The sequence below is a fragment of the Candidatus Pelagibacter sp. uisw_138 genome (genome assembly GCF_059512485.2).
In genome coordinates, this window is record NZ_CM183453.2 from 407,717 (window position 1) to 433,479 (window position 25,763).

The following is a 25,763-nucleotide window of genomic DNA, read 5'->3' on the forward strand; positions in this document are numbered from 1 at the left end:
AGCTTACTATAGTAGCTTTATTTCATTAAACTATTTAAATCTTCTAGTATATTCTTGGTAATTTTAATCTCTTTTTTAAGGTTATTCTTGTATCTATTGAACTTATTTTGTCCTGGATAAAGAATTTCTTTAACACCCTTTATCTTAGGAAGTCTTTTTATAGTTTTAATATTATCTTTTATTCTCTTATTAAAAGAATTACCTACAAATAAATTAGGTTTTAAAACAAAAAATAAATGCCCAATATTTTGTGGACCACTAAAATCAGTAAATGGATCCTTAACTCTACCCGCATGATTACCACCCGTTAATACACCACTTAAAATATCAACCATCCAAGCTAATCCTGACCCTCTAAAACCAGCTACAGGTAATTGAACACCTTCTAATGCTTTTTTAGGATCTGTTGTGGGTTTACCATATTTATCTAAAGCAACACCTTCAGGAATTTTTGTTCCTTCTCTTGCAGCAACCCTAATTTTTCCTCTATTAATCATTGATATTGATGTATCTAGAATAAAAGGAACTTTTGATCCCGTAGGTGTTCCAAAGCAAATAGGATTTGTTCCAAATAAACTTTTTAATGCTCCATGAGGTGCAACAGCAGGAGGGGCGTTTGTAAACACCATGACCATCAAGCCTTTTTTAACTGCTTGCTCTGCGTAATAGCCAGACAAACCATAGTGACCGCTATTTTTAACCGCAACTAAACCAATTCCAGTCTTTTTAGCATTGCTTATTGCTGTTTTAATGGCAATATCTGCTGCAACAAAACCAATACTGTTGTTGCCATCAACGTGAGCAATCGATTGTGAAATTTTTTTAATTTTTATTTTGGCTTTTGGATTAATTACTTTTTTAGAAATACGATCACAATACATTTTAAGCCTAGATAAACCATGTGATGGAGCACCAACCAATTCAGCGTTAATTATAGCTTCTGCACATATGGTTGCATGATTTTTACTTAGTTTGTGACGGATAAAAATATCTTTAATGATACTCTTTAATTTTGAAGAATTCATAATTTATTAAATGATGGGTTAACCTTTACCATGCCATGGAATAGTTTTGGTAATTATTTTTCTTAAAGCAATATCAAATAAAAGACCAAGCATTCCCATTACAAAAATAGTTATCCAAATAACCTCATATTGAAAATATTTTTTAGCAACGTTTTCAACAAATCCGATACCTGTCGTACCTGCTAAAAATTCTGCTGCAACTAAAGTTCCCCAGCACATACCAACAGCAACTCTAACGCCTGTTAAGATTTCAGGTAGGGAGTTTGGAAAAATTACGTATCTTAATATTTGCCATTTTGATGCGCCAAGTGAGTGAGAGGCATGAATTTTAGATAGTTGAGTTCCAGAAGCCCCAGCTCTAGCTGAGATAATCATAATCGAAAAAGAAACCATAAATAATAAGAAAATTTTTCCCACATTATCAATTCCAAACACAGTAATAACTAATGGAGCCCAAGCTAGCGGTGGCACAGGTCTATACAATTCAATTAATGGATCAAAGAACCCTTTAGCAAACCTATTTAAACCCATCAACAAACCAAGTGGTACACCAAATATTATTCCAAGCACTAGGCCTAAGAATACTCTTAGGAAAGAATCCCATATGTGACCCATAGGTACTGGTATTTTGAATAACTTGAATTCACCAGTAACAACATTAAAAACTTTACTTTTAAAATTTGGTTTTACAGTCCCGTCATTGCTATGAACTGGGTATTTACCAGGGATAATATCTGCAATCCAATCTGGTAAAATAAAGCCAACAACTTTACTAACATCCATCATTTCATACCAAATCAGTGGAATATTTTTAAATCCAATACTTGGTTTTAATAAAAGTGTAAATTTTTTCAAAGTATCTGATGGTTTGGGTAGCCATCTACCAGAACCTTGCTCTGAACAATTAGGACCACTTGAAATTATTGTTCCAGTAGGAAATAAAAATATATCAATTAATCTTAGACTTCCTTGTTCTTTTTTTTGAATAACATCAAATTCTAAAATTGCTTGTTGCATAGCATCAAGAGTTTTTGGAGGAAATATGCTCGCATACTCAATTCTTCTTGCAATTTTAAGTACATCTTTTGCTAATATTGATGCCACCTCCTGTGTGTCATCTAGCTCTGATCTATATTTTTTTATTCCATCTTTGATTTCTTTCATCAAAGTTTTGTATTGTGAATTATGATTTCTTAATTTGAAAAAATCATCACTAATTAAAGTTAATTCTTTTGCTGCAGCATCAAACTTTAATCCTTTTTTAGTTTCAGGAATAGTTGGAATTTCTATTGTATTTTCTACAGCGGTTCCAGAAGATCCCCATCCACCTTGTATTTTTAAAGCTTCAATTCTCGCATTTTCTTCTTCAATACTTTTTATTGGTGGATAACTTATCTTTTGAAAATCTTCTGTTAACCAAGCTATTCTATTAGTTAGTTCACTAATTTTAATTTTTGTTTCATTTTCAAGAAGGTCCTCATTAGTTAACAATGGAATCGTTCTTTTAGTTTTTTTAATAAAACCTAAAAGCTTATCTTTATCTTGATTTCGAATTAATGATGAATTTCTAATTTCATTAGCTAATTTTTCTATGTTTTTGTTTTCACTTCTAATAATTGAAGTACTTTTAAATTCTCTTTCTTCAATTGGAAATAAATATTTTAATGAAAGCATTGAGTCATTTACTTTTGCGACTTGACAAAGTTCATTAGCAGACTGGGGATAAAAAGACTTTGCTAAATCCCATGAATAATAAAGCCATGCTATTAATAAAAAACTAGTTCCAACAATAATCCAATGAGCTCCACCTTTGGCTCTTTCAGGGTTCCCAAAAACAGCATCTATTTTTTCGGTCTTGGCTAATTTTAATCCATAAAGAATAGAACTTATAACGGCGAAGATAATTAAAAATGTTATAATCCCTGTTAGCATATTAAATATCTTTGCCCATTATCTCTTCTTCCATGTTCCAAATCATGGTTAGAATCTCTTCTCTTTTACTTCCAAAGTCCTTTGTCTTTTTTATTTCTCTTAAATCACCATCAATCCCCATTGTAGCAAAGGGCAGATTATATTCTTTATGTATACGACCCGGTCTTGGTGCCATTACATATAACCTTTCACCAAGTAACAATGCTTCTTCAACCGAGTGGGTAATTAAAATAATTGTTTTTCCTGTTTCTTTCCAAATTTTTAAAACTAATGACTGCATCTTTTCTCTTGTTAGGGCATCTAGTGCTCCTAAAGGTTCATCCATTAAAATTAAATCTGGATCATTAATTAAACATCGTGCAAGAGCAACTCTTTGCTGCATACCCCCAGATAATTGATAAGTTGGTGTATCTCCAAAGCCTTGTAAACCAACTATATTTAACCATTCATCAACTTTTTTTGCTGTTTTAATTGGATCTTCTTTTTTCATTCTCAAACCAAAGTCCACATTTTCAGCAACTGTTAACCATTCAAATAAAGCACCTTGTTGAAAAACCATTCCTCTTTCAACCCCTGGACCATTAATTTCATTTCCATTAAGAGTAATTACTCCTGAGGTTGGCCTAAGAAACCCTGCAGTGATATTCAATAAAGTTGTTTTTCCACATCCAGAAGGTCCAAGAACAGTTAAAAGTTCTCCTTCTTTAAGTGTGAAATTTACATCTTTTAGTGCATGAACAGTTTCTCCCTTCGGAGTTTTAAAGATCATGTTTAGATTTTGAGAAATTAAATCACTCATAAAAATAAGCTTATATTAAATTTTATTTAAAAAAATAGGCACCAATTTAATAAATTGGCGCCTATCTAATTTTATCCTACTCTCTAAATTATAGAGGTAAAAAGCTTGTATCTACTGCTCCGTTAGGAGTACCCATTCCTTTTAAGAAACCATCAAGAGTTCCACCTGATTCCATAGATTTTTTAGTATCTGCAGCATTTAAGAATACAAATCCACCTAAAGTTTCTTTCATATCTCCAAGTTTCATCTCAGCATCTTTTGCAATTACATTCATATCACTTTTGCCAGCTGCGTATCTAGCATTAGCTTCATGAGTTACTTCTATGAAAGTTCTCAACATTCCTGGGTTTTCTTTCATAAATTTATCAGTAACAGATGTAATATCGATACCTTTAATACCTGCATCACGAGCTGCTTGAACTGTTAACAATCTTGTACCAACAGTTAAAGCTGCTTTAATAGAGTTACCACCAAATAAACAAGCCATTGAAACGTCACCAGAAACTAGTGCAGCAGCACCTTCTTCAGGGTCCATTTGAATAACAGTCATTTTGCTTTTATCAGCACCAACAACTTTCATACTTTCATCAAAAACATACTCAGCCATAGTTCCTAGAGGAACTGCAACTTTTTTGCCTTCTAACTCAGAACCGTTCGCTGATGTAATACCAGAAGCTTTAGATGTAACACAAGTTGTACCACCCATTCCGTATTCCATAGCAACGTCTACAAGTTTTAAAGGTGCTTTAGATTTAACAGCATTAATAAATGGCACTAAACCTTGTGAGTAAGAGATATCTATATCTCCTGCTAACATAGCGTCAGTCATTGCACCACCATTTGAAAAGTTAGTCCATTTAACTGGAACACCTAGTGCTTTATCAAACATCATTTTAACTTTGTCTTCTTGATTTGGAGTAGGCCACTCTAAAAAGAATGCAACTCTAACTTCTTTAGCAGCTGCATTTGCAACTGACATAGATAGGTTAAGAGCAACTACCGTACCAAGAATAAAACTAATTATTTTTTTCATTATTATTCCCTCTGTTATTAATTTAATTAAATTATCGATATTTAAATTCAATTTAGGCGTGATGTAAAACAAAATATATTGCATATCTGCATTTCTAACAATTAAAAGTTTCAATTATAAGTTGTAAAATATTATCAGGAATAACAATTGGTTCTCCAATTGGCCTTTATTTACTGAAGTATTTAAACCCACAAACAAATCATTTATCTATTTGTTTGTTAATAATATCTTTTTCAATTTTATTAATGCAAAGATTTTCTAATCAAAAAATTAATAAAAATTATGGAAAATTTTTACAGGCATAATTTCCGTGACATTAAATGGTCTTACAAAAAATTCTAGTAATATAGATTACTTTAACTTAGGATATTAACTCTAAGTTTAATTTAACTGACAGGAGATTTATTAATGTTTAATAAAAAAATTTGTAGGAAACTTCTCACAGGGTTTGCAATTGCTTTCTTTGCCCAAGCCTCTTTTGCGGAGGTAACTCTTAAGCTCGGAACTACTGGTAGATTGGGTATGCCAATCGGTGACGCCATAGATCAAGCATTGATGCCAGCCTTGGCAAAAGCCTCTGGTGGCAAGATGAAAATCGAACCATTTTATCAAAAAAGTTTATGTGCTGAACAGAAATGTGGTGAACAAGCCAATCAAGGACTCATATCCCTTTGGACTAGTTCTACGGCAAACTATGGTAATTTCGGATCAGAGTTAGCAATTTTTGATTTGCCTTTCATTTTCAAGTCACTAGAAGATGCGAAAAGAATATCAAATGAATGGCTTGCAGAAAGACAGTGCAAACTAGCGCTTGAGAATTCAGGCCACATTTGTCTTTCGGTATATTCAAGTGGTGGATTCAGGCAGCTTGGAAATGCAACTAAACCAGTTCACGTTCCTGGTGACATGAAGGGACTGAAATGGCGTACTACTAAGAGTCCAATTGAGTTCATGCTAGTTAAAAATTGGGGTGCAACTCCAACACCTTATGATTGGAGCCAGTTATACTCAGGCCTACAGTCAGGTGTAGTTGAAGGTCAGTATGTTGCTAGTCCTTGGCAACATGTAGCAAAACTTCATGAAGTTGCAAAATACTTTACTGAGATTGGTGGCATGTGGTCTGGAAATATTTTAGCAATGGATGCAAAGCAGTATAATGCTCTATCTTCTCAAGAGAAGAAATGGTTACACAAAGCTGCTGATGCGTATGGAGAAAAAGTAAACCAGTTAGATAACGCTTGGATTAAGAATGGAGAAGATGCAATTAAAGCATCTGTGAAAGAATGGTATGTTCCATCTGAAGCGGAAATGACTAAATGGAGATCAGGTGCAATCGGTGCTTGGTTAGATGCCAAAGGTACTTTTGAACCAGAGATAGCTAAAAGAGTACTTCTAGAACAAGGAATGGATGGATTTGTAGCTCAGTTAGAGAAAGCTGGGGCTCTTTAAATCGTTCAACGAAAAACTGTGTAAAGATCATTTAGCTCAATTTTTAGAACTAGATGATCTTTACTTAAAACAAATCATAACATTTAAGTAACTATGGAAAGTATCATTCTACTTGGAATACTCCTTTTTCTAATCCTATTAGGTGCTCCCATTGGCTTCATATTAATACTGATACCATTTGTTTATATTCTATTTACTGACGCTGTACCTCTTATTTTAATCCCTAGTCAAATGTTTAATGCCATTGATTCAGTTCCATTAACTGCAATTGCGTTTTTTATGCTGACAGGTGAGTTAATGACAAGTGCCACGATTACTGACAGGTTAGTAGCCTTGAGCAAATCATTAATTGGACGTGTACGAGGGGGGTTGGCCCAAGTTAATGTTCTTGTGAGTATGTTTTTTGCAGGGATGAATGGTTCCGTGGTAGCAGATACAGCTACAGTGGGAGCATTAGTATTACCAGCTATGAAAAAAGCTGGATATCCTCCTGCATTTTCGGCTGCGGTTACAGGCGTAAGCTCCACTATAGGAGGCATAATTCCTCCCAGTATCATGATGATTGTACTTGCTAACTCGACTGAGCTTTCGATTGCATCACTATTTGCGGCTGGGATTATTCCAGGCGTGTTGATAGGCGTTGTGATCATGATAATCAATCATTACTTCGCAATCAAATATAACTTCGAGCGTAGTGATGAACCATTTTCGATACGTCGAGCTGGTAAAGAATTATATCGATCCTCGTTCGCCCTTTTGATACCTGTAGTTTTAGTGGGTTCAGTAATGGGTGGTGTGGCATCGGTTGTCGAGGCTGGTGCTATCACAGCAATGGTTGCGTTATTTACAGGTGTATTCGTTTATCGAACTATTAAATGGAAAGATTGCACCGGTGCTTTTCGTCGGGCATTCCGTAATTCGGCAATGGTTTTTATTATCATAGCTGCGTCGGGACCCTTCAGTTGGTTACTTACCTCTCTAGGTGCAATCGGTGATCTTGAAAATTGGCTTCTAAGCCTTACGGAATCCCCAATTATTTTTATTTTAGCCGTGATTCTATTTATTTTTCTTCTTGGAACGGTAATGGACTCCGCGGTAAACATTATCATAGTTGGACCAGTACTAGTTAATGTTATGGCTCAAGCTGGCTTTCCTGAAATACAAGCGGCTATCGTTGTAATAGTTGGCTTCTTAATAGGATCAGTAACACCACCTGTTGGCGTCGCGTTCTTTACCGCTGCAACAATAGCTCAAGTGCGTCTAGAAAAGGTTGCTGTTGCGTTAATTCCTTATCTAGTTGGGCTGTTTTTACTTTTATTTTTTATCCTCGTTATTCCAGAGTTAACCATGTTTCTTCCAAACCTATTGAGTAATTAACGATATGTTACAATTTTTAAATAACATTGACCGTTTTATCCATCGTACATTGGAAGCTATGTGTTCACTCCTTTTGGCTGCGATGGTTGGTTTCACCCTTTATAACGTAATCATGCGATATGTTTTTAACAACCCTCCTGTTTGGGGTGATCTGCTAACAGTATTAAGTAATATTTGGTTGATGTTTATAGCACTTTCTCTGACAGCCAGAGATAATGAACACATAGCTTTAAATTTAATTTATGAAAAATTACCAAATAGACTATCGCTATATATACGCCAGTTCTGGAAACTTATGATTATGGCAATTGGTATAGTCCTGATAATTTATGGATTTGAACTTGTAGAGGGTATGCGTGGAAAGTATTGGGAAATGTGGTATTTTGAAATTAGTTTCCAAGGTATTGAGTTCAAAGAGAATTATATGCCAAAGAAATATGCAGTTGCAATCTTGCCGTTAGCTGGATTTTTGACGACCATTGGTGCTGCTATTAGTTTTGTGAAAAAGGTCTAGTTCTTTAAAATGTGTCTGCCAGACATGTGCTCTGCCTAGTAAAATCAATTTGTTATATTGAACTATTTAGTCTATGAATCGAAATATAACTAAATTAAGGTAAAACTTATGAGCTCAGAAAATAGAACTGCAGTACCTAATTCACTAAACGAACATTGGATGCCTTTTACATCTAATAAAGATTTTAAAGCAAACCCCAGATTAATTACAGAAGCAAAAGGTGTTTACTTAAAAACTCACCATGGAAAAACGCAAATAGATGCGAGCTCAGGTTTATTTTGTAATCCACTAGGTCATGGAAGAAGAGAAATTACAGAAGCTGTTACAAAGCAATTAGAAACATTGGATTATGCTCAGCCTTTTCAACAAGGTTTTGGTGGTTCGTTTGAACTAGCTACAAAAATTTCAAAACATACACCAGGTGATTTAAATAAAATGTTTTTTACAATTTGTGGATCTACAGCTGTAGAGACTGCGATTAAAATTGCTGTTGCTTATCACAGAGCAAAAGGGCACGCAGAAAGATTTAGATTTGTTGGACGTGAACGTGGTTATCATGGAATGAACATCGGCTGTATTTCGGTTGGTGGAATGGTGAATAATATTAAAACGTTTGCAAGTGTTTTAATGCCAGGTGTCCAACACATTAGACATACACATTTGCCAGAACATAAATTTGTAAGTGGTCAACCAGAAACTGGAGACTATTTAGCAAATGACTTAGAAACTATTTGTCAAAATTTTGGTGGCGAAAATATTGCTGCTTGTATCGTTGAACCCATTGCTGGATCAACTGGAACATTGGTTCCACCAAAAGGATATTTACAAAAACTAAGAGAGATTTGTGACAAACATGGAATACTTTTAATTTTCGATGAAGTAATTACAGGATGGGGCAGAACAGGTTCTAAATTTGGTGCAGATGAATTTGGAGTAACTCCAGATATTATGACAATGGCTAAAGCTACAACAAACGGTGTTGTACCTATGGGTGTTGTTGCATGTAACGATTATATTTATGATGCTGTAATGGATGCTTCACCAACTGGTGCAGTTGAGTTATTTCATGGTTATACTTATTCAGGAATTCCAGTTGCAGTAGCAGCTGCTCTTGCGGTGCAAGAAATTTTTGAAAAAGATGATATTTTCAATAGAGCAAAAAATTTAGCTCCTTATTTCCAAAAAGGATTGTTCTCTCTTCAAGATCTAGAGTCTGTAGACAATATTAGAGGATATGGAATGATGGGTGGAATAGACATGAAGCTAAACACTAAACCAGGCAAAGCTGGATTTGAATGTTTTAAATCATGTTATGAAGCTGGTGTTAACTTTAAAGCCACAGGAGATTGTTTAATTATAGCTCCTCAATTCATCTGCGAAGAAAAACATATTGATGAAATTATTGAAAAGTTAAGAACTGGTATTACCAACTATCAAAAAAATCAAAAAAACTAAAAATTTTAATAAAAATTAAAGTATCGAAAAGGGAGATATTGTTATGAAGATTGGCGTACCTAAAGAAATCAAACCACAAGAACATCGTATTGGATTAACTCCTGATAGTGTTAAAACTTTAATATCAGAGGGTCATGAAGTTTTAGTAGAAAACAACGGTGGGTTTGAAGCTGGTTTTGAAAACGAACAATACACAAGTGTTGGTGCTAAAATCATTGATAAAGCTGAAGATATTTTTAATGATGCAGATATTATCGTTAAAGTAAAAGAGCCTCAATCAGTTGAGGTTAAGATGATTAGAGAAAATCAGATTGTCTATACTTATTTACACTTAGCAGCAGCTAAAGAATTAACTGAGGGACTAATTAAGTCTAAAGGCGTTTGTATAGCTTATGAAACGGTGACTGACGATAATGGAAGATTACCATTACTTGCACCGATGAGTGCAGTTGCTGGACGAATGTCTGTTCAAGCTGGTGCACATTGTTTAGAAAAAAATCAAAACGGTAGAGGTCTTTTATTAGGTGGTGCTCCTGGAGTTGAAGGAGGAACTGTTGTTATTTTAGGGGGTGGTGTAGTTGGAGAAAACGCTGCAGTGATTGCAACTGGTATGAGAGCCAAAGTTCATATCGTTGACAAATCAGAAGCAAGACTAAAACAATTAGTTGAAATGTTTGGTGATAAAATTATCCCAGAACAAAGTGATAAAATTGATTTAAATAAATTAGTTGCAGAAGCTGATCTTTTAATTGGAGGTGTTTTAATTCCAGGTGCTGAAGCTCCAAAATTAATTACTAAACCAATGTTAAAATTAATGAAAAGAGGATCTGTAATTGTTGATGTTGCAATCGACCAAGGAGGTTGTGTTGAGACCAGTAAACCAACAACTCATGGTGATCCAACTTATATTATTGATGATGTTATTCACTACTGTGTAGCAAATATGCCAGGTGGAGTTCCAAGAACTTCAACAATAGCATTGAACAATGCAACACTTCCACATCTAGTTAAAATTGCAAACGATGGTTATGCTAAAGCATTAAGTGATGATAAACATCTTCTTGCAGGATTAAATGTTTGTAAAGGTCAAGTAACTTATAAAGCAGTTGCTGATGTTTTTGGGCATGATTACGTTGATCCTTTAAGCACACTGTAATATTTTTAAACTAATGTTATCGGATAAAATTAAAGATTATTTAAACGAATACATTAGTCAGGAAGTTTATGTTCAAGTTGCTGTTGCAAAAGGTAAAAATAAAATATCAACAAACGCAGCAATAAGTAAATATTTTGAAAGTAATCACTTTCAAGGTTTAACTGAAGGTAAACCCTACAACACTTTTTTAGATGATCTTAAAGATAAGTGTTTAGGAAAATTAGCAAATTCTCCAATGAAAGATAGTAAAACAGAGGATGAGATTATTATTGAACTTCAAAGAAAGCTTAATACTTTAAAAGTTGAAAAATTAAATGATACTTACTGGGAAGTTGAGACAGGTGAATATTTAAGTGGAACAGATATTAAAGAAATTGAATTGGAGAGAGATACTTTAATTAAATTTTTAACTTCCAAAGATGAAGCGCATGATACAGTAAGTACTCTTTGCAAAAATTATGAAAAACTTTGCATGGAAAAATACCCAGAAGCTCCATTACCTTTAGAAATTTTAAGCAACTAAAAATTTAAACAAAACATCCCCAAAAATTTCTTTCAAGGATAGTTGATTTTTTAAAGTTTCTTTTAAGTGTATTTAATTTTTTACCCTTATTATTTTTCAAGAGAATATCCAAATAATCAATATTATCTTTAGCTACTTGTTGGTATTCTTTTGATGAATACATTTTAATCCAAGAACTATATTTACTTTTTTTCCAGTTTTTAATTTTAGAAAGATTAAACCCAATCTCACCATAGCCAATGATACATACTGATAGGCATGAGAAAATATCAAGATTATCTCCATTTTTACCCACACTGAGTACATGATCAGTATAAGCTCTATTAGCTTTCTTGACTACAATGTTATTAAGAGATTTAAGGGGTATCTTCCACTTTTTGCAATAATTGATGTGGAGTTTGATTTCATGATCAATTCCCTTAATAAAATTTACCGATCTATTAATTTCCTCAAAGCTCTTAGATTTACAAACACTAAGAGCTAAAATTTTAAGAAATTGCTGTAAAAAAACATAATCTTGAATTAAATAATTTTTAAAATTTTTATCAGGCAGTTTGTTACTTACTAAATCAGATAAAAATTTATGATTAGTATATTCAGACCATTCCTTCTTACAGCTACTCTTTAATTTATAAAAAAAAGTTTTTTTATTATTATAAATATTCACTATTCCTTAATTGAAGTTTTAATCTTAGAAAAGTTAAAGTTACTATTTTTTTTAAAGAGCATCACTGTAATCATGGGTGCAAATGTAGCTAAAATAAATGACCAAAACAATAATGCTGTAGATATCCAAATAGGAAATGCTTCAGCTGGAAACAATCCACCAATTAAAATACTTTTATCAAAAGTTTGGTTAGGAAATAAAAGCAAACCCGTTATCAGTCCAATTATAACTGAAATTAAAGAAAGTTTTTCATCAACATCACCCTTGAACATCCCATAAAAAATAGGAAATACTGCTGCACAACATAATAAATCAGCAAATAAAAACATAAATAAGACGCTGTAACCCTTGGATGCAATCAAAAAAACAATTACTGATAAACCACATATTAAGTATTTAGAAAGTGTAAGATAACTATTCTTATTTTTTAAACTAATAAACTTATTTCCCTCAATAGTAATAGTGCTTGAAAGCGCATTAATAAGTGTATCCATACTACTAATCACTAAGGATAAAACTAAAATTAATATTGAGATTGTTAACAAAGAATTAATTCCAGTAAATGGCTCTAATAAAAGAGTAAAGAATAAAGTACTAGGGTCGGCTGCTTTATCAACTGATACTGCAAGAATTCCAAAGAAACCTAAAACAAGCATAAATGGAATTACAATAAAGAAGGCAGACATAAATCCTTTTCTTAAATCATCTGAACTTTTTGCTGCAAATACTCTCTGCCAAACACCTTGATCAAATAAGTTGGTTGCAAAAACAGCAATGAAGAAAGTTAAGCCAGCAGTATATCCATAAAAATATTTACCACTCATTAAAGTACCAGCTTTCTCATTAATTAAATCCATAGAAAAAGTATTATTTCCAGAATTAAAGATATGGTTGATAGCAAATATTAATAAAATCATAATTATAATAAATTGAATTTTATCTGTAAAAATTGAAGCTCTAAGCCCCCCGTAAAGAGTGTAAGATAGCGTGGCAACAATTATTACAAGAGAGGTTTGCCAAAGAGGAAACCCTGACATTAAGTTAACAACTTTTGCAATCGCTGTAACTTCAGCTGCAAAATAAACAAACATGTACATTATTGTTAATAATAAAACTAAACGAAACATAGCTTTACCAAATCTAATTAGAACAAATTGAGTAAGAGTATTACCATTAGGCATAATTTTTCTCATTCGTTGACCGATTGTAATAAAAGCTAAGAAGGGTAGAGCTTGACCTAAGCCATAACCAATTATTGCACCCAAACCACCCCAAGTAGCAGCTTCTGATGGACCAATTAAAATCCACACACCAAAACATGATGCAACTAAAGATGCAGTTAAAGATCTTTTACCAATTGATCTATCTGCATTTAAATACGAGTTAATTGAAAGTTTACCTTTTGAATAAACTATTCCAATAGCAGCAAAAGCTAATGAAGTTAAAAGTAGAGTAATAATAGTAGTTGATTGATCTAAGTATATTGTGTTCATTTTTTCCCTTCGTTGTGATTATACAACAGGTTCTTTGGGTATATTCTCAGCTTTTTACAGCACCCCAGAAACTGATATTCTTAATAAAAAGAATATAAAAGTTAAATAAAGAAATAATTAAATTAAGTCAAATTTTAACGCCAAGATATGAACACTGGGTAATGAAATAATGTATTAAATTAGTAGGTTTATTGAATTAATTTCATTAATAACTATATACACCCTAATAAATGTCTGAGATTCAAATATCCATTAATAACTTATCCAAAGTTTATGATAATGGTTTTAAAGCCCTTAACGATGTTAGTCTTAAAGTAAAACAAGGTGAGATCCTTGCAATGCTTGGACCTAATGGTGCTGGAAAAACAAGTTTAATCAGTATTATTTGTGGAATTGTTAAACCTTCTTCTGGAACTGTTACAATTGATAATTTTGATATTATAAAAGATTATAGAGAGACGAGATCAAGAATAGGGCTTGTTCCTCAAGAATTAAACTTAGAGTCTTTTGAAACTGTTTTTGATACCGTGTCTTATTCCAGAGGATTGTATGGAAAGCCACCTAAACCAGAACACATTGAGAAAATTCTAAAAGATTTAAGTTTGTGGGATAAAAAAGATCAAAGACTGAGACAACTGTCAGGTGGAATGAAGAGAAGAGTTTTAATTGCAAAAGCTTTGTCTCATGAACCTAAAATATTATTCCTTGATGAACCAACAGCTGGTGTAGATGTTGAACTTAGAAGAGACATGTGGACGGTTGTTGAAGAGTTAAGAAAAACAGGGGTCACAATTATCTTAACTACCCATTATATTGAAGAGGCAGAAGCTATTGCTGACCGTGTAGCTGTAATTAATCAAGGAGAAATTATTATTGTTGAAGATAAAAAAGAATTAATTAAAAAAATGGGTCATAAAAAACTAACTATTGAATTACAAAAAAAAATTAAAGAAATTCCTGATGATTTACTTAAATATAGTCTTGAAATAGGCGATGAGCACATGTCTTTAATTTATACTTATAATGTTCAAGCTGAAAAAACTGGTATTACAGATTTATTGCAAGACTTAAAAGATACTGGCTTAAAGTTAAAAGATTTAAAAACAGAACAAAGTACTTTGGAGAAGATATTTGTTGATTTAGTAAAGGAGAATAATGAAATTTAATTATTACGGGTTTAGAGCTATTTATGTTCATGAGATGAATAGATTTATAAGAACTGTAGGTCAGTCTATTCTTTCACCAGTAATATCCACCTCATTATATTTTGTAGTGTTCGGTTCAGTTATTGGAGGTTATATTGAAAAAATTGATGGTGTTAGTTATGGATCATTCATTGTACCTGGTTTATTAATGTTAACTCTGTTAACTCAATCAATAAGTAACACTTCGTTTGGAATATTTTTTCCAAAATTTAATGGAACTATTAACGAGATTTTAGCAGCACCTATATCAACGCTTGAAACGGTTCTAGCTTTTGTTGGGGCAGGAGCTACTAAAACATTAATTGTTGGTGCTGTAATTTATGCAACTGCTTCTTTTTTTGCGGATGTGACAGTTAAATATCCATTGTTAATGATATTTTTATTAGTTTTAGTTTCTTTTACATTTGCTTTATTTGGATTTTTAATTGGAGTTGTTAGTAAAAACTTTGAGCAGATGTCGATCATTCCGTCATTAGTTATTACACCCATGGTATTTTTAGGTGGAAGTTTATACTCTCTTGATATGTTGCCACCATTTTGGCAAACAATTTCTTACTTTAATCCAGTAGTTTATTTAATTGATGGCTTAAGATTTTCTTTCTACGGTGTATCTGATTTTGATATTTGGATAAGTATAAGCTCAATGGTATTTTTTTTAGTGATTTGTGTGCTCTTGGTCACAATGTTACTTAAAAAAGGCTACAATATTAAAAGCTAGAAATTAGAATAATAAATAGTATTATTAAATTATAATCATGTTGTCTTATATATTACCTTTCATAGTTTTAATTGTTATCGTGGTGTTTATTCATGAATATGGACATTATTATTTTGCAAAACGTTTTGGTGTAGGTGTTACTGATTTTTCAATAGGATTTGGTAAGGAAATGTTTGGTTGGAATGATAAATCAGGCACTAGATGGAAGGTTTGTGTCATACCACTTGGGGGATATGTTAAGTTTTTTGGCGATAGAAACGTTTATAGTCAAGCTGATAATGATAAAATTATAAAAGAATACAGTAAAGAAGATCAGGATAAACTTTTTGTGCTAAAGCCCTTATATCAAAGAGCTTTAATTGTATTTGGTGGTCCTTTAGCTAACTTTTTATTAGCAATTCTAATATTTTTCTCAGTTTATACCTTTGCTGGAAAAGACTTTACACCAGCGGTAATTAATGAAGTTCAAAAAGATAGTCCTGCAATGGTAGCTGGTCTTAAAAACAATGATATTGTGGTCTCAATTGATGGCAATGAAGTTAAAAGCATTATGGAAGTTTCAAAGTATATCATGATGTCCACTGATGAATTCATCAATTTTACAGTAAACAGGTATGATCAAGATTTAACCTTTAGAGTAAAACCTAACATTGTTGAAGGGGAGGATAATCTTGGTAATAAAATTAGTAAACGAATGGTTGGTATTAAACTTGGAGCTTATAATAATGAAGTAAACCACGTTAAACTTGGTCCAGCTAAAGCACTGTTTTATGCGGTTAATGAAGTTTATTATGTAAGCACTTCTAGTCTTAAGTATATTGGTAGCATGATTGTTGGAAATGGTGATACTTCGCAGTTAGGTGGCCCAATTCGAATAGCCAAAATCAGTGGACAAGTTGCAGAATTTGGAATTTTACCTTTTATAAGCCTTATGGCTTACATTTCTATTAGCTTAGGGTTAATAAACTTGTTCCCAATTCCAATGTTAGATGGTGGACACTTAATGTTTTATGGAATTGAAAAGGTATTAGGGCGTCCTTTATCACAAAAAACTCAAGAAGGTTTTTTTCGAATCGGAATGTTTTTATTGCTATCATTGATGTTTTTTACAACATTTAATGACCTAAAAGACGTCGGTTTATTTAAATTTTTTAATAATTATATTTCTTAAATAATCCTTTAAAATCAACATTTATTTAACAAATCACCATATATTGGGGTTTTTATTTTAGGGGATACTAATAAAAAGCTTGATTTATAGGGTTTAATGTAAATTATGTGAAAATAACCAATAAAACCGGAGCTAAATAAATGAACAAAAAACAACTAATAGCACAACTTTCAGGTTCTCTAAACCTAAGTAAAGCTGATGCTGAGCGTACTTTCGATACTATTACAAACACTATTCTAGATGCTTTAAAAGGTGACGATACAGTGAAAATCGCTGGATTTGGAACTTACAAAGTAGCAAAAAGAAAAGCTAGAGTTGGAAGAAATCCTAGAACTGGAGAGCAAATCCAAATCGGTGCTTCTCAAAAAGTTAAGTTCTTACCAGCTAAAGCACTTAAAGAAATATTTAATAAGTAATTAAATACCAAATTCATTAACAGCCTTTTACAGAAATGTAACAAGGCTGTTAGTATATGCAATTACTGCATACCTAAATTTCCTAATCAACAATAGTTTTTAAAATCATCATAAATATAAGTGAAGACTTATATGGGAGGTCTTATGACTAAATTAACAAAAATAATATCAACATTTTCGTTGGGTCTAGTTTTACTTCTAGGTTTAACAAGCGTTGGAAGTGCAGAATCAACAGTATCTGCAGAAGTACAATATATCTTTAATACATTTTCATTTTTAGTTTGTGGGTTTTTAGTTATGTGGATGGCAGCAGGTTTTTGTATGCTTGAATCAGGATTAGTGACCACTAAAAGTGTATCAACAATTGTTGCAAAAAACATTGGAAAATTTTCAATTGTTGCAATAATTTTTTATTTAGGCGGTTATAATTTAGCTTACGGAATACCAGAAGGTGGTTTCATTGGTTCATTCACACCATGGACACTAACTGATTCTCTTGAGCAAGGTTATTCAGGAAGCGCTGATTGGTTTTTTCAAATGTTATTTGTTGCAGCAACATGCTCTATCGTTTCAGGTGCTGTAGCTGAAAGAATAAAAATTTGGCCTTTCTTTATCTTTTCTGCAATCTTAGGTGGATTAATTTATCCAATTACTATGGGTTGGCAGTGGGGTGGTGGATGGCTAGCATCCCTTGGGTTTTCTGACTTTGCAGGTTCTACTTTAGTCCACGCTTGTGGTGGTGCAGCTGCACTAGCAGGTGTAATTTTACTAGGTGCCAGAAAAGGAAGATTTAGTCCAAAAGGAGATGTAAAAAGTATGGAGCCATTTGCAGCTTCTTCAATTCCATTAACTGCTCTTGGAACATTCATTTTATGGATGGGTTGGTATGGATTTAATGGTGGATCACAATTAGCTTTGGGCACATTTGAAGATGCAAACGCAATGTCTAAAATATTTATGAATACTCATTTAGCAGGTGCGGCTGGTTGTGTTACAGCAGCTTTAGTTACAAGATTGATTGGTGGAAAAACTGATGTTGTAATGATGTTGAATGGTGCTCTTGCTGGTTTAGTTTCTATTACAGCAGAACCTTTGGCTCCAAGTCCTATGCTTGCAATTGGAATTGGTTCAGTTGGATCTATAATTATGTATTTTGGAACTAGCTGGTTAAATTCAATGAGATTAGATGATGTTGTTGGGGCAATTCCAGTACATTTATTTGCAGGAGTGTGGGGAACTTTAGCTGTTACATTAAGTAATAGTGGTACCGCCCTAACAACTCAATTAATTGGAGTACTATCAGTTACAATCTTTACTTTCATTTTTTCATACATTGTATTCTTTATTATGAAACAATTTATTGGTTTGAGAATAAGTGATGAGGCTGAAAAACTGGGAACTGATGTTGCTGAGATTGGAGTTAGAGCTTACGCTATAAGAGACTAGTAATATAAGAATTAAAAGAAATAGGCCCCTTAACTGGGGCCTTTTTTATTTTGAATGCTCTTTAAGGTATCAATTACTTCTTTAGCATGATCTTTAACTTTAACACTGTCCCAAATTTTTACAATTTTACCATTTGGATCAATTAAGAAAGTTGTTCTTAATATACCCATAAACTCTCTACCCATAAATTTCTTCTTAGCCCAAACTTTGTATTTTTTCAAAATACCAAGCTCTACATCGGATAAAAGATCAAATTTAATCTTATATTTTTCTTTAAATTTATGGTGACTTTTTAAATCATCTTTAGAAATACCAAACACATCACAATTCAGTTTTTTAAGTTTAGGTAATAATTTATTAAAATCATTAGTCTCAATTGTGCATCCAGGAGTGTCATCTTTAGGATAAAAATAAAGAATAACATATTTACCAAGGGAATCTTTTAAAGAATAAATCTTACCATCTGTCGAGTTTAATTTAAACAAAGGTGCTTTAGAATTGATTTTCATAATTTTATTTAACTATATCATCACATATGTATACTAAAAAACATGAATATAAAATCATCACAAACATTAGTTTCAGAAGCGCTTAAAGATATCAAAACAATCAACACAGACGAGGCTTTAGCTTTATTTAAGGAAGATAAATGTAATTTAATAGACATTAGAGAAAAAGGTGAACTTGATAAGATGGGAAGAGTAGAAAATTCAAATCATATTCCCCGTGGAATGTTAGAATTTTGGTTAGATCCAGAAGGTCCTTATTTTAAAAGTGGAAAACTTGATATGACTAAAGAAATGATTTTATTTTGCGCTGGTGGATTAAGATCTGCACTTGCAGCTAAATCATTAAAAGAAATGGGATTTGAAAATGTTTCTCATATTGATGGTGGCTTTGCAGCAATTAGTCAAAGTGACTTTAAAATAGTTTAATCTATTTTATTATATTCATCTAAGGCAAATTCTAATCGATCTTGCCCCCAAAATATTTTATTATTAACAATAAAAGTTGGTGCTCCAAAAATCTCTTTTTCATGGGCATTTTTAGTAGCATCTTTTAACTTTTCCTTAATAACAGGATCCTTAATTGTCTTGAAAAAAATGTATTCATTAATTTCACATTGTTCAAGTAGATGTGTTAAAATTTTTTCTTTAGAGATATCTAGATCATCTACCCAATAAGCATCAAACATAGTTTTAATATACTGAACTCGATTTGATGGATTAACACTAAAATAACCACGCATAATATTTAATGAGTTTATAGGAAATTTAGAGTTCCATTTAAAATCAAAATTATTTTTTTTTGCAATTAACAAGCAGTCATTCATCATATGTTTTAATTTAGGTTTAATAAACGCTGGTGGTGTTATTCCTTCTAGATTATGAAGACCACCCAATAAGATTGGTTTATAATTTATCTTAATATCTTTTGGTAAAGATTGGATTTTTTTGTAAGCTAAATATGTATAGGGACTAATAAAATCAAAATAGAAATCTATTTGTTTAGTCATATAGATTAATTCTTTTTGCGTAAAAAACTCTTATGATCCAATAAAGAGTAAGACCTATTGGACCAATAAAATAAGTTATCAATATAGGAAAAGACATTAATATTTTATTTATGCCAAATTTTTGAGAGTCTTTAACAATCCAACCCCCACAAAATAAATTGATAGATAGAAAATGAGTCCAAAACAAAATTAAGAAGGATTTATCGTTAAATAAATAAATAATTGAATCTAAGCCCAAATATAGTTCAAAATTTCTAATAAAGTCATAACCCTCATTAAACAACACATAAGTTAAATAACCGTAGGCGAAACTTAAAATAATAAAAGGAAAAATTGATGTAATAAAAACTCTACATATTTGTGACTGTGAAAAGAAGACTAATATTAACCAAAAAGGTAATACACCTAGATTTAACCAGAGAAAAATCATTTCAATTGTAAAATATGTATAGATTTGATCGATCATTTTTTAGTGTATTATACAATAAGCTATTAAGATTCATATGAGAAATAGAAAAAAAACATTACAAGTTACTGTAGAAGAGATGAGAAATTTCTCATTTGCATATATTGAAAGATATGCCCCATCTAAACAACAGCTTAGAACCTATCTATTAAAGAAGTACCTAAAAGCTAATTTAGAAAATATTAAAAAACAAGATATTACAGATTTAATTGATGTTGTTTTGCAAGATCTTGAAAAAACTAAGTTTATTAATGATAAATTCTATTCTGAAAGTAAATCAAGAAGTTTAATTCAAAGAGGTAGTTCAGTTAATAAAATTAGAAACTATTTAATGACTAAGGGAATTAATGATCGCTACATTAAAGAAACAATAGATAAGATTAAAGAGGATAACTCTGACCAAGATTTTTTTTCTGGAATAAAAATATGTAAAAAAAAGAGAATTGGACCAGCGAGAGTAGAGGATAATAGAGCACTATTTTACAAAAAGGATATTGCTTTACTAGCAAGAAATGGTTTTGATTTTGAAACATCTAAAAGGATCATGGATATTGATCAGGCTGACTATATGAAAATAATTAGATTACTTTAATTTCTTTTCTTTCTCTTCTTCTTCAACAAGAGATTCAATTCTATTTCTAATAACATTTTTAACAAATACAAAAACTAATAAGCCAAAGATGGAAACAGACACTATAATTATTAAAATTACTCTTAATTGCTCATTCATTATAATATGTTTTTACTTTTTAAAATTAAACTTGGGTTTTTAAATTCAGGTTTCCCATAAAGTATTTCGTTATAGTTAAAATCAGTTACTTTACCTCCAGAGTGTTCAAGGATTGCATGACCAGCTGCAATATCCCATTCACAAGCTCTTGGTTCAGCAACATACATATCAAATTCACCTGCAGCAATAACACAAAATTTTAGTGAGCTTTTCATTTTTTGAAAAGAACTTATCTTATATTTTTTATGAATTTCTAAAATTTCAGGTTTAAGATCGTTTGAATAACTTACTGCTGTATGTCCAGCATAGTTTTTTTCTTTATTCATTAATGAAATTTCTTGATTGTTAATTAACTCATAACTATGAGATAAACCGTAAGAGTAAAAAACTCTTTTTTTCGCCGGAACTGCTATAATCCCAATAGCTGGTTTTTTATCCAATATTAATGCTGCATTTAAAGTAAATTCATCACGGTTATTTATATAATCTCTTGTGCCATCAATTGGATCTATTAACCAAAAATTATTTAAATCAGTATCCATCTTATGATTTGCACTCTCTTCTGAAACAATAGCAATATTTGGTGTTATTTCTTGGATCTTGCTGGTTAAAATTTTATTAACTTCAATATCTCCATTACTTACAGGAGTATTGTCTGACTTAATTTCTTTTTTTAAACCAGCCTCTCTCAGATCTAAAGCTACCTGACTTGCTTTATTAAAAGTTTCTATTAGTGAAAGAGTAATTTTCTTTTTTTCTTCAAGGTTCATTTATATAATTTTTCTAATTGAATTATTTTTGAATTAATAACTTTTTTTCCAACATTTTCAAAATTTACAGTAACTTTACCATTAATTATTGATTGAACTTGTCCAGTTCCCCAATTTTTGTTGTTAGGGTTGGTAACTTTGTCGCCTGGTTCGAAATCTAAAATCATTAATTTACTTATAGTTAATATACTAATAAATATCATTAAATATGACAAAATTGAATTCTATTGGAATAGCTAAAGAACCAAAAGATACCTTGGTTGTTGTTGCAATGTCAGGAGGGGTAGATTCTTCGACTGTTGCAGCTATGATGAAAAATGAAGGATACAATGTAATTGGTATAACCTTAAAACTCTATAACGATAGTAAAGAGACAGCTTCTTCAAAACAATGTTGCGCAGGCCAAGATATTGTGGATGCAAAAAGAGTAGCTGATAAACTAAAGATAGAACATAAAATTTTATATTATCAAAATAAATTCAAAGAAGGGGTCATTGATAATTTTATAGACAGTTATTTAAATGGAGAAACACCCATTCCATGTGTGCAATGTAATAAGACAGTTAAATTTACAGATTTATTTGAAGAAGCAAAAAGACTCAACGCTGATGCTTTAGTAACAGGACATTACGTTAAAAGTATCACTGAAAAAGATAATACGGATATGTATAGAGGTATTGATTTAAGTAGAGATCAAAGTTATTTTTTATTCAATACTACAAAAGATCAATTAAATTTTTTAAGATTTCCTTTGGGCAATCTTCTTAAAGATGAAACTAGAAACATTGCAAGAGAACTTGATCTTAATGTTGCAGACAAACCTGACAGTCAAGATATTTGCTTTGTTCCAAATGGAGACTATGCTTCAGTTATAGAAAAGTTTAGACCAAATTCTTTTAGCAAAGGCAATATTAAGAATATGAATGGTGAAGTGATAGGAGTTCATGATGGCATCATTAATTATACAATTGGACAAAGAAAAGGAATTGGAGTTTCTGATAAGAACCCGTTGTATGTAGTAAAGATTATCGCTGATAAAAATGAAATTATTGTTGGAGTTAAGGAGCACCTTGTTAAAACAAAAATAAATTTGAAGAATTTAAATATTATTACGAATGATCAAAATGATTTTGAAAATGAATTATTTGTAAAAGTTAGATCTACTGGAAGATTAATTAAAGCCAAGATAGATATTAACGATACCAATGCGAATGTTAATTTATTGGAAGAGGAGCATGGAATTGCTCCAGGTCAAGCATGTGTATTTTACTCAAAAAACAATAATGGCTATAAGGTATTAGGTGGTGGTTGGATAAAAAGCTAATATTTATTAGAAGATTAGATTGATAGGTTATTTGTTCTTTGCTTTTCTTTTAGCTCTTCTTTTTTTAGAGCCTTGTTTTCTTCGACCTCTATGTTTTTTTGGGTAACCCATACTATCCTATTTATAATTTTATTGACGTTATTGAAGGGATATAGCATTCTCCCTTAAACTTATCAAATTTTTTATGACTAAATCATTCAAAACTTTTCTTAAACATACAGCAAAAGATTACCATAATCAGTCAGTTAACCCCCCTGTAGTAAGAGCTTCGACTATTATCTTTAAATCCATGCAAGATATTAGGAAAATGCAGGATAAGAGCAAAAAAGACCCAATAGGTGGACATTTTGATTACGGAAGACAAGGAACCTCAACAACCCATGTTTTGTCACAAATACTCAAAGAAATGGAAGAGTGTTATCATGTATTTTTAACACCAACTGGATTTGGATCAGTTTTCTTATCTATTTTTAGTGTTGTTCGACCTGGTGATGAAATTGTTGTGGCAGATCCGACATATTCTCCTACAAGAATTTTAACTCAAGATTTTCTAAAAGAATTTAATATAAAATCAGTTTTTTATGACCCACATGATTTGAAAACTTTAGAAAAAGCGATTACAAAAAAAACAAAATTAATTTTTGTTGAAAATCCTGGAAGCAATACATTTGATTTTCAAGATTTAGGTAAAATAGTATCAATTGCAAAAAAGAATAAAATTTTTTCAGTAATTGATAATACTTGGGGAACACCTTATTTTTTAAAACCAATTAAACTTGGTTTTGATATGTCAATTGTATCTGCTACCAAATATTATTCAGGCCACTCTGATGTTATGGGTGGAAGTTTAGCTGTTAATAAAAAAGTTTTTAAACAAGTTAATAAAGCAAATAAGATAACGGGTTTAAGACTTGGTCCTGATGATGCTTATCTAATAACAAGAGGACTTAGAACGTTAGATGTTAGATTAGACAAGCATGAAAAAAGTGCAAAACAAGTAGCTGAGTTTTTATCTAATTATAAAAACATAAAATTATTATACCCACATAAAAAAGATTCATTTAATTTTAGAATGTGGAAGAAATATTATTCTGGTGCATCAGGATTGATGGGTTTAAAAATTAGATCAAAAAACAAAAACTCTGTAATCAAGTTTGTTAATTCTTTAAAACTATTTGGTTATGGGTATAGTTGGGGTGGATTTGAAAGCCTTGCGTTATATCAGGACAAACGAGAACAAGGTAATAGAGAATATCTAAAATTAGCTAAAGACGAACATTTAGTAAGACTGCATATTGGTTTAGAAGATCCAAAAGATCTCATTGATGATTTAAAAAAATCTCTTAAACATGTTAAATGAGTTCAGAAATATTTATTAAAAATAAAACAGCTTTAATAACGCTGATTGCAGCCTGTGTTGTAGTTTTAATTTCTCTTGGAGTTAGACAAACTTTTGGTCTATTTTTCATGGATTTTAAAAATGATTTAGATATTTCAATAACTCAATCTGGATTAGCAATAGGCATTCAAATGCTAATGTGGGGTTTAACAGGGCCTATATTTGGAGCTATCGCTGATAAATATGGTGGACATAAAGCGATTTGCCTAGCCTTTGTTTTTTATATTTTAGGAATTTACTTTTTGTATGCTGGTCCAAATACTGGAATTTTTTTTCAAATAGATTTGGGACTTTTAGTTGGAATTGGTTTAGGTGGAACTGCAATTAGTATTCCAATGTCAATTGTTGGAAAACATTTCCCATTATCAAATAGAACTATAGCCATGAGTATTGTCACAGCCGTCGGTTCTTTGGGCTATTTTATCTCTCCACTTTATACAAGTTATTCGTTAATCAAAAATGGATGGGTGGACACACTTTTTGTATTCACAATATTCTTGTTTATTGGACTTATGGTGGCTTTTTTTGTTAGATCTCCTTCTTTAGCTCAATCTATTGAAAAACCTAACGATCAAAGTACCTTCGATGCTCTAAAAGAGGCCTTTAAAAACAAAAGCTACGTGTTACTCACATCTGGTTTTTTTGTATGTGGTTTTCACATAACTTTAGTTGGAACTCATGTTCCAAAATATGTAATTGATAGAGGTTTAGAAAGCTGGACAGCTGCTGCAATTTTATCCTTAATTGGACTATTTAACATATTTGGCTCTCTATTAAGTGGATATCTCTCCACAAAAATTAGTAAAAAAATTATTTTAAGCTCTATCTATGCATTAAGGGGTGTTTCAATAATCTTATTTATCTTCTTACCAGCAAGTAACATTAATGCATTTATTTTTGGTGCAAGCTTTGGCTTCTTATGGCTTTCAACGGTGCCGGCAACAAGCGGTATAGTTGCCCATATTTTTGGAACAAAATATCTAGGTGTATTATATGGAATAGTTTTTTTAAGTCATCAAGTAGGCTCATTCTTTGGAGCTTTTCTTGGAGGATTATTTCATGATTTATATGGCTCTTATGATTATGCTTGGTATTTAGCAATTGCTTTATCTGTTTTTGCAGCAATAATACATCTACCGATTAAGGAAGAAGCAGTTTTAAGATTAAAAACAGAATAAA

28 protein-coding genes are annotated in these 25,763 nt (G+C 31.6%); 16 read left to right on the plus strand and 12 right to left on the minus strand.

The annotated features are described in order from the left end of the window. Positions 1–17: 17 nt before the first annotated feature. From AC5YGC_RS02130 to AC5YGC_RS02145, 4 genes are all read right to left on the minus strand, one after another. Positions 18–1,025 carry an Ldh family oxidoreductase gene (locus AC5YGC_RS02130; protein ID WP_496140013.1) on the minus strand — a complete coding sequence of 336 codons (1,008 nt, stop codon included), beginning with the start codon at positions 1,023–1,025 and terminating at the stop codon, positions 18–20. An 18-nt stretch (positions 1,026–1,043) separates the two neighbouring features. Beyond that, positions 1,044–2,957: an ABC transporter permease subunit gene (locus tag AC5YGC_RS02135; protein ID WP_496140014.1), complete on the minus strand. Its 1,914-nt coding sequence runs from the start codon at positions 2,955–2,957 to the stop codon at positions 1,044–1,046. A gap of 1 nt (position 2,958) precedes the next feature. Continuing rightward, positions 2,959–3,756: an ATP-binding cassette domain-containing protein gene (locus AC5YGC_RS02140; protein ID WP_496140015.1), complete on the minus strand. Its 798-nt coding sequence runs from the start codon at positions 3,754–3,756 to the stop codon at positions 2,959–2,961. 88 nt (positions 3,757–3,844) lie between these two features. Beyond that, positions 3,845–4,789 (minus strand): ABC transporter substrate-binding protein, encoded by a 945-nt coding sequence (locus tag AC5YGC_RS02145; RefSeq protein WP_415286849.1) that lies wholly within the window; start codon positions 4,787–4,789, stop codon positions 3,845–3,847. A gap of 408 nt (positions 4,790–5,197) precedes the next feature. Here AC5YGC_RS02145 and AC5YGC_RS02150 point away from each other — a divergent pair, with 408 nt between their 5' ends. The 6 genes from AC5YGC_RS02150 (at position 5,198) to AC5YGC_RS02175 (ending at position 11,263) form a co-directional block, all read left to right on the plus strand. Then, positions 5,198–6,238: a TRAP transporter substrate-binding protein DctP gene (locus tag AC5YGC_RS02150; RefSeq protein ID WP_496140016.1), complete on the plus strand. Its 1,041-nt coding sequence runs from the start codon at positions 5,198–5,200 to the stop codon at positions 6,236–6,238. 93 nt (positions 6,239–6,331) lie between these two features. Then, positions 6,332–7,615: a TRAP transporter large permease subunit gene (locus AC5YGC_RS02155; RefSeq protein ID WP_496140017.1), complete on the plus strand. Its 1,284-nt coding sequence runs from the start codon at positions 6,332–6,334 to the stop codon at positions 7,613–7,615. A 58-nt stretch (positions 7,616–7,673) separates the two neighbouring features. Continuing rightward, the gene (locus tag AC5YGC_RS02160; protein WP_229704552.1) at positions 7,674–8,129 is read left to right on the plus strand and encodes a TRAP transporter small permease; all 456 of its coding nucleotides are present in this window, start codon (positions 7,674–7,676) and stop codon (positions 8,127–8,129) included. Between the two features lie 108 nt (positions 8,130–8,237). Then, on the plus strand, positions 8,238–9,584 hold the full coding sequence (gene aptA, locus AC5YGC_RS02165) for an omega-aminotransferase AptA (RefSeq protein WP_496140018.1): 1,347 nt from the start codon (positions 8,238–8,240) through the stop codon (positions 9,582–9,584). Positions 9,585–9,627: 43 nt separating this feature from the next. After that, a complete protein-coding gene (ald, locus tag AC5YGC_RS02170) occupies positions 9,628–10,740 on the plus strand; it encodes an alanine dehydrogenase (protein WP_496140019.1) in 1,113 nt (370 codons plus the stop codon). A 13-nt stretch (positions 10,741–10,753) separates the two neighbouring features. After that, positions 10,754–11,263: a hypothetical protein gene (locus AC5YGC_RS02175; RefSeq protein ID WP_496140021.1), complete on the plus strand. Its 510-nt coding sequence runs from the start codon at positions 10,754–10,756 to the stop codon at positions 11,261–11,263. Between the two features lie 4 nt (positions 11,264–11,267). Here AC5YGC_RS02175 and AC5YGC_RS02180 read toward each other — a convergent pair whose 3' ends face one another. Both AC5YGC_RS02180 and AC5YGC_RS02185 read right to left on the minus strand, forming a co-directional pair. After that, positions 11,268–11,930, minus strand: coding sequence for a thiaminase II/PqqC family protein (locus tag AC5YGC_RS02180; RefSeq protein WP_496140022.1), 663 nt, complete (start codon positions 11,928–11,930; stop codon positions 11,268–11,270). Continuing rightward, positions 11,930–13,423 carry a sodium:solute symporter family transporter gene (locus AC5YGC_RS02185; RefSeq protein WP_496140023.1) on the minus strand — a complete coding sequence of 498 codons (1,494 nt, stop codon included), beginning with the start codon at positions 13,421–13,423 and terminating at the stop codon, positions 11,930–11,932. The genes AC5YGC_RS02180 and AC5YGC_RS02185 overlap by 1 nt, the downstream gene beginning before the upstream one ends. Positions 13,424–13,653: 230 nt before the next feature. Between AC5YGC_RS02185 and AC5YGC_RS02190 the strand changes: the two genes are divergently transcribed. The 5 genes from AC5YGC_RS02190 to AC5YGC_RS02210 all read left to right on the plus strand — a co-directional run bounded on the left by AC5YGC_RS02190 (position 13,654) and on the right by AC5YGC_RS02210 (position 18,379). Further along, a complete protein-coding gene (locus tag AC5YGC_RS02190; RefSeq protein ID WP_496140024.1) occupies positions 13,654–14,589 on the plus strand; it encodes an ATP-binding cassette domain-containing protein in 936 nt (311 codons plus the stop codon). Beyond that, positions 14,579–15,346 carry an ABC transporter permease gene (locus AC5YGC_RS02195; protein ID WP_496140025.1) on the plus strand — a complete coding sequence of 256 codons (768 nt, stop codon included), beginning with the start codon at positions 14,579–14,581 and terminating at the stop codon, positions 15,344–15,346. Before AC5YGC_RS02190 ends, AC5YGC_RS02195 begins: the two co-directional genes overlap by 11 nt. A 37-nt stretch (positions 15,347–15,383) precedes the next feature. Continuing rightward, positions 15,384–16,517 carry an RIP metalloprotease RseP gene (gene rseP, locus AC5YGC_RS02200; protein ID WP_496140026.1) on the plus strand — a complete coding sequence of 378 codons (1,134 nt, stop codon included), beginning with the start codon at positions 15,384–15,386 and terminating at the stop codon, positions 16,515–16,517. Between the two features lie 140 nt (positions 16,518–16,657). Further along, the gene (locus AC5YGC_RS02205; RefSeq protein WP_006997102.1) at positions 16,658–16,933 is read left to right on the plus strand and encodes an HU family DNA-binding protein; all 276 of its coding nucleotides are present in this window, start codon (positions 16,658–16,660) and stop codon (positions 16,931–16,933) included. Between the two features lie 144 nt (positions 16,934–17,077). After that, positions 17,078–18,379 (plus strand): ammonium transporter AmtB, encoded by a 1,302-nt coding sequence (locus AC5YGC_RS02210; RefSeq protein ID WP_496140027.1) that lies wholly within the window; start codon positions 17,078–17,080, stop codon positions 18,377–18,379. Between the two features lie 29 nt (positions 18,380–18,408). Here the strand turns inward: AC5YGC_RS02210 and bcp are convergent, their stop codons facing one another. Then, positions 18,409–18,891, minus strand: coding sequence for a thioredoxin-dependent thiol peroxidase (gene bcp / locus AC5YGC_RS02215; RefSeq protein WP_496140304.1), 483 nt, complete (start codon positions 18,889–18,891; stop codon positions 18,409–18,411). 39 nt (positions 18,892–18,930) lie between these two features. Between bcp and AC5YGC_RS02220 the strand changes: the two genes are divergently transcribed. Next, positions 18,931–19,314 carry a rhodanese-like domain-containing protein gene (locus AC5YGC_RS02220; protein ID WP_496140028.1) on the plus strand — a complete coding sequence of 128 codons (384 nt, stop codon included), beginning with the start codon at positions 18,931–18,933 and terminating at the stop codon, positions 19,312–19,314. Here the strand turns inward: AC5YGC_RS02220 and AC5YGC_RS02225 are convergent. Beyond that, positions 19,311–19,895 carry a DsbA family protein gene (locus tag AC5YGC_RS02225; protein WP_496140029.1) on the minus strand — a complete coding sequence of 195 codons (585 nt, stop codon included), beginning with the start codon at positions 19,893–19,895 and terminating at the stop codon, positions 19,311–19,313. The genes AC5YGC_RS02220 and AC5YGC_RS02225 overlap by 4 nt on opposite strands. After that, positions 19,888–20,361, minus strand: a complete 474-nt coding sequence (locus AC5YGC_RS02230; protein ID WP_496140030.1) for an abscisic acid-deficient protein Aba4 family protein — start codon at positions 20,359–20,361, stop codon at positions 19,888–19,890. The genes AC5YGC_RS02225 and AC5YGC_RS02230 overlap by 8 nt, the downstream gene beginning before the upstream one ends. 37 nt (positions 20,362–20,398) lie before the next feature. Between AC5YGC_RS02230 and AC5YGC_RS02235 the strand changes: the two genes are divergently transcribed. After that, on the plus strand, positions 20,399–20,953 hold the full coding sequence (locus AC5YGC_RS02235) for a regulatory protein RecX (protein WP_006997094.1): 555 nt from the start codon (positions 20,399–20,401) through the stop codon (positions 20,951–20,953). Here the strand turns inward: AC5YGC_RS02235 and AC5YGC_RS02240 are convergent. Genes AC5YGC_RS02240 through AC5YGC_RS02250 form a run of 3 tightly spaced genes read right to left on the minus strand, consistent with a single transcriptional unit; the run spans position 20,945 to position 22,064 of the window. After that, the gene (locus AC5YGC_RS02240) at positions 20,945–21,091 is read right to left on the minus strand and encodes a hypothetical protein (RefSeq protein WP_496140031.1); all 147 of its coding nucleotides are present in this window, start codon (positions 21,089–21,091) and stop codon (positions 20,945–20,947) included. The genes AC5YGC_RS02235 and AC5YGC_RS02240 overlap by 9 nt on opposite strands. Next, a complete protein-coding gene (locus AC5YGC_RS02245; RefSeq protein ID WP_496140033.1) occupies positions 21,091–21,861 on the minus strand; it encodes an inositol monophosphatase family protein in 771 nt (256 codons plus the stop codon). Before AC5YGC_RS02245 ends, AC5YGC_RS02240 begins: the two co-directional genes overlap by 1 nt. Beyond that, a complete protein-coding gene (locus AC5YGC_RS02250; protein ID WP_496140034.1) occupies positions 21,858–22,064 on the minus strand; it encodes a DUF3553 domain-containing protein in 207 nt (68 codons plus the stop codon). Before AC5YGC_RS02250 ends, AC5YGC_RS02245 begins: the two co-directional genes overlap by 4 nt. Positions 22,065–22,069: 5 nt before the next feature. Here AC5YGC_RS02250 and mnmA point away from each other — a divergent pair, with 5 nt between their 5' ends. The 3 genes from mnmA (at position 22,070) to AC5YGC_RS02265 (ending at position 25,762) form a co-directional block, all read left to right on the plus strand. After that, a complete protein-coding gene (gene mnmA, locus AC5YGC_RS02255) occupies positions 22,070–23,185 on the plus strand; it encodes a tRNA 2-thiouridine(34) synthase MnmA (protein WP_496140035.1) in 1,116 nt (371 codons plus the stop codon). Between the two features lie 184 nt (positions 23,186–23,369). After that, positions 23,370–24,545, plus strand: a complete 1,176-nt coding sequence (locus AC5YGC_RS02260) for an aminotransferase class I/II-fold pyridoxal phosphate-dependent enzyme (RefSeq protein WP_496140037.1) — start codon at positions 23,370–23,372, stop codon at positions 24,543–24,545. After that, positions 24,542–25,762: an MFS transporter gene (locus tag AC5YGC_RS02265; RefSeq protein ID WP_496140038.1), complete on the plus strand. Its 1,221-nt coding sequence runs from the start codon at positions 24,542–24,544 to the stop codon at positions 25,760–25,762. The genes AC5YGC_RS02260 and AC5YGC_RS02265 overlap by 4 nt, the downstream gene beginning before the upstream one ends. The last annotated feature ends 1 nt before the right edge of the window (position 25,763 follow it).

Excerpts from the sequence above, each read along its gene's own strand:
- AC5YGC_RS02140 (WP_496140015.1), bottom strand. The coding sequence starts at position 3,756 with ATGAGTGATTTAATTTCTCAAAATCTAAACATGATCTTTAAAACTCCG.
- AC5YGC_RS02145 (WP_415286849.1), bottom strand. The coding sequence starts at position 4,789 with ATGAAAAAAATAATTAGTTTTATTCTTGGTACGGTAGTTGCTCTTAAC.
- AC5YGC_RS02245 (WP_496140033.1), bottom strand. The coding sequence starts at position 21,861 with ATGAACCTTGAAGAAAAAAAGAAAATTACTCTTTCACTAATAGAAACT.
- AC5YGC_RS02150 (WP_496140016.1), top strand. The coding sequence starts at position 5,198 with ATGTTTAATAAAAAAATTTGTAGGAAACTTCTCACAGGGTTTGCAATT.
- AC5YGC_RS02210 (WP_496140027.1), top strand. The coding sequence starts at position 17,078 with ATGACTAAATTAACAAAAATAATATCAACATTTTCGTTGGGTCTAGTT.
- AC5YGC_RS02225 (WP_496140029.1), bottom strand. The coding sequence starts at position 19,895 with ATGACTAAACAAATAGATTTCTATTTTGATTTTATTAGTCCCTATACA.
- AC5YGC_RS02190 (WP_496140024.1), top strand. The coding sequence starts at position 13,654 with ATGTCTGAGATTCAAATATCCATTAATAACTTATCCAAAGTTTATGAT.
- AC5YGC_RS02240 (WP_496140031.1), bottom strand. The coding sequence starts at position 21,091 with ATGAATGAGCAATTAAGAGTAATTTTAATAATTATAGTGTCTGTTTCC.
- AC5YGC_RS02260 (WP_496140037.1), top strand. The coding sequence starts at position 23,370 with ATGACTAAATCATTCAAAACTTTTCTTAAACATACAGCAAAAGATTAC.
- aptA (WP_496140018.1), top strand. The coding sequence starts at position 8,238 with ATGAGCTCAGAAAATAGAACTGCAGTACCTAATTCACTAAACGAACAT.
- AC5YGC_RS02205 (WP_006997102.1), top strand. The coding sequence starts at position 16,658 with ATGAACAAAAAACAACTAATAGCACAACTTTCAGGTTCTCTAAACCTA.
- AC5YGC_RS02175 (WP_496140021.1), top strand. The coding sequence starts at position 10,754 with ATGTTATCGGATAAAATTAAAGATTATTTAAACGAATACATTAGTCAG.
- AC5YGC_RS02230 (WP_496140030.1), bottom strand. The coding sequence starts at position 20,361 with ATGATCGATCAAATCTATACATATTTTACAATTGAAATGATTTTTCTC.
- ald (WP_496140019.1), top strand. The coding sequence starts at position 9,628 with ATGAAGATTGGCGTACCTAAAGAAATCAAACCACAAGAACATCGTATT.
- mnmA (WP_496140035.1), top strand. The coding sequence starts at position 22,070 with ATGACAAAATTGAATTCTATTGGAATAGCTAAAGAACCAAAAGATACC.
- AC5YGC_RS02135 (WP_496140014.1), bottom strand. The coding sequence starts at position 2,957 with ATGCTAACAGGGATTATAACATTTTTAATTATCTTCGCCGTTATAAGT.
- AC5YGC_RS02185 (WP_496140023.1), bottom strand. The coding sequence starts at position 13,423 with ATGAACACAATATACTTAGATCAATCAACTACTATTATTACTCTACTT.
- AC5YGC_RS02235 (WP_006997094.1), top strand. The coding sequence starts at position 20,399 with ATGAGAAATAGAAAAAAAACATTACAAGTTACTGTAGAAGAGATGAGA.
- AC5YGC_RS02195 (WP_496140025.1), top strand. The coding sequence starts at position 14,579 with ATGAAATTTAATTATTACGGGTTTAGAGCTATTTATGTTCATGAGATG.
- AC5YGC_RS02155 (WP_496140017.1), top strand. The coding sequence starts at position 6,332 with ATGGAAAGTATCATTCTACTTGGAATACTCCTTTTTCTAATCCTATTA.
- AC5YGC_RS02250 (WP_496140034.1), bottom strand. The coding sequence starts at position 22,064 with ATGATATTTATTAGTATATTAACTATAAGTAAATTAATGATTTTAGAT.
- rseP (WP_496140026.1), top strand. The coding sequence starts at position 15,384 with ATGTTGTCTTATATATTACCTTTCATAGTTTTAATTGTTATCGTGGTG.
- AC5YGC_RS02160 (WP_229704552.1), top strand. The coding sequence starts at position 7,674 with ATGTGTTCACTCCTTTTGGCTGCGATGGTTGGTTTCACCCTTTATAAC.
- AC5YGC_RS02130 (WP_496140013.1), bottom strand. The coding sequence starts at position 1,025 with ATGAATTCTTCAAAATTAAAGAGTATCATTAAAGATATTTTTATCCGT.
- AC5YGC_RS02220 (WP_496140028.1), top strand. The coding sequence starts at position 18,931 with ATGAATATAAAATCATCACAAACATTAGTTTCAGAAGCGCTTAAAGAT.
- AC5YGC_RS02265 (WP_496140038.1), top strand. The coding sequence starts at position 24,542 with ATGAGTTCAGAAATATTTATTAAAAATAAAACAGCTTTAATAACGCTG.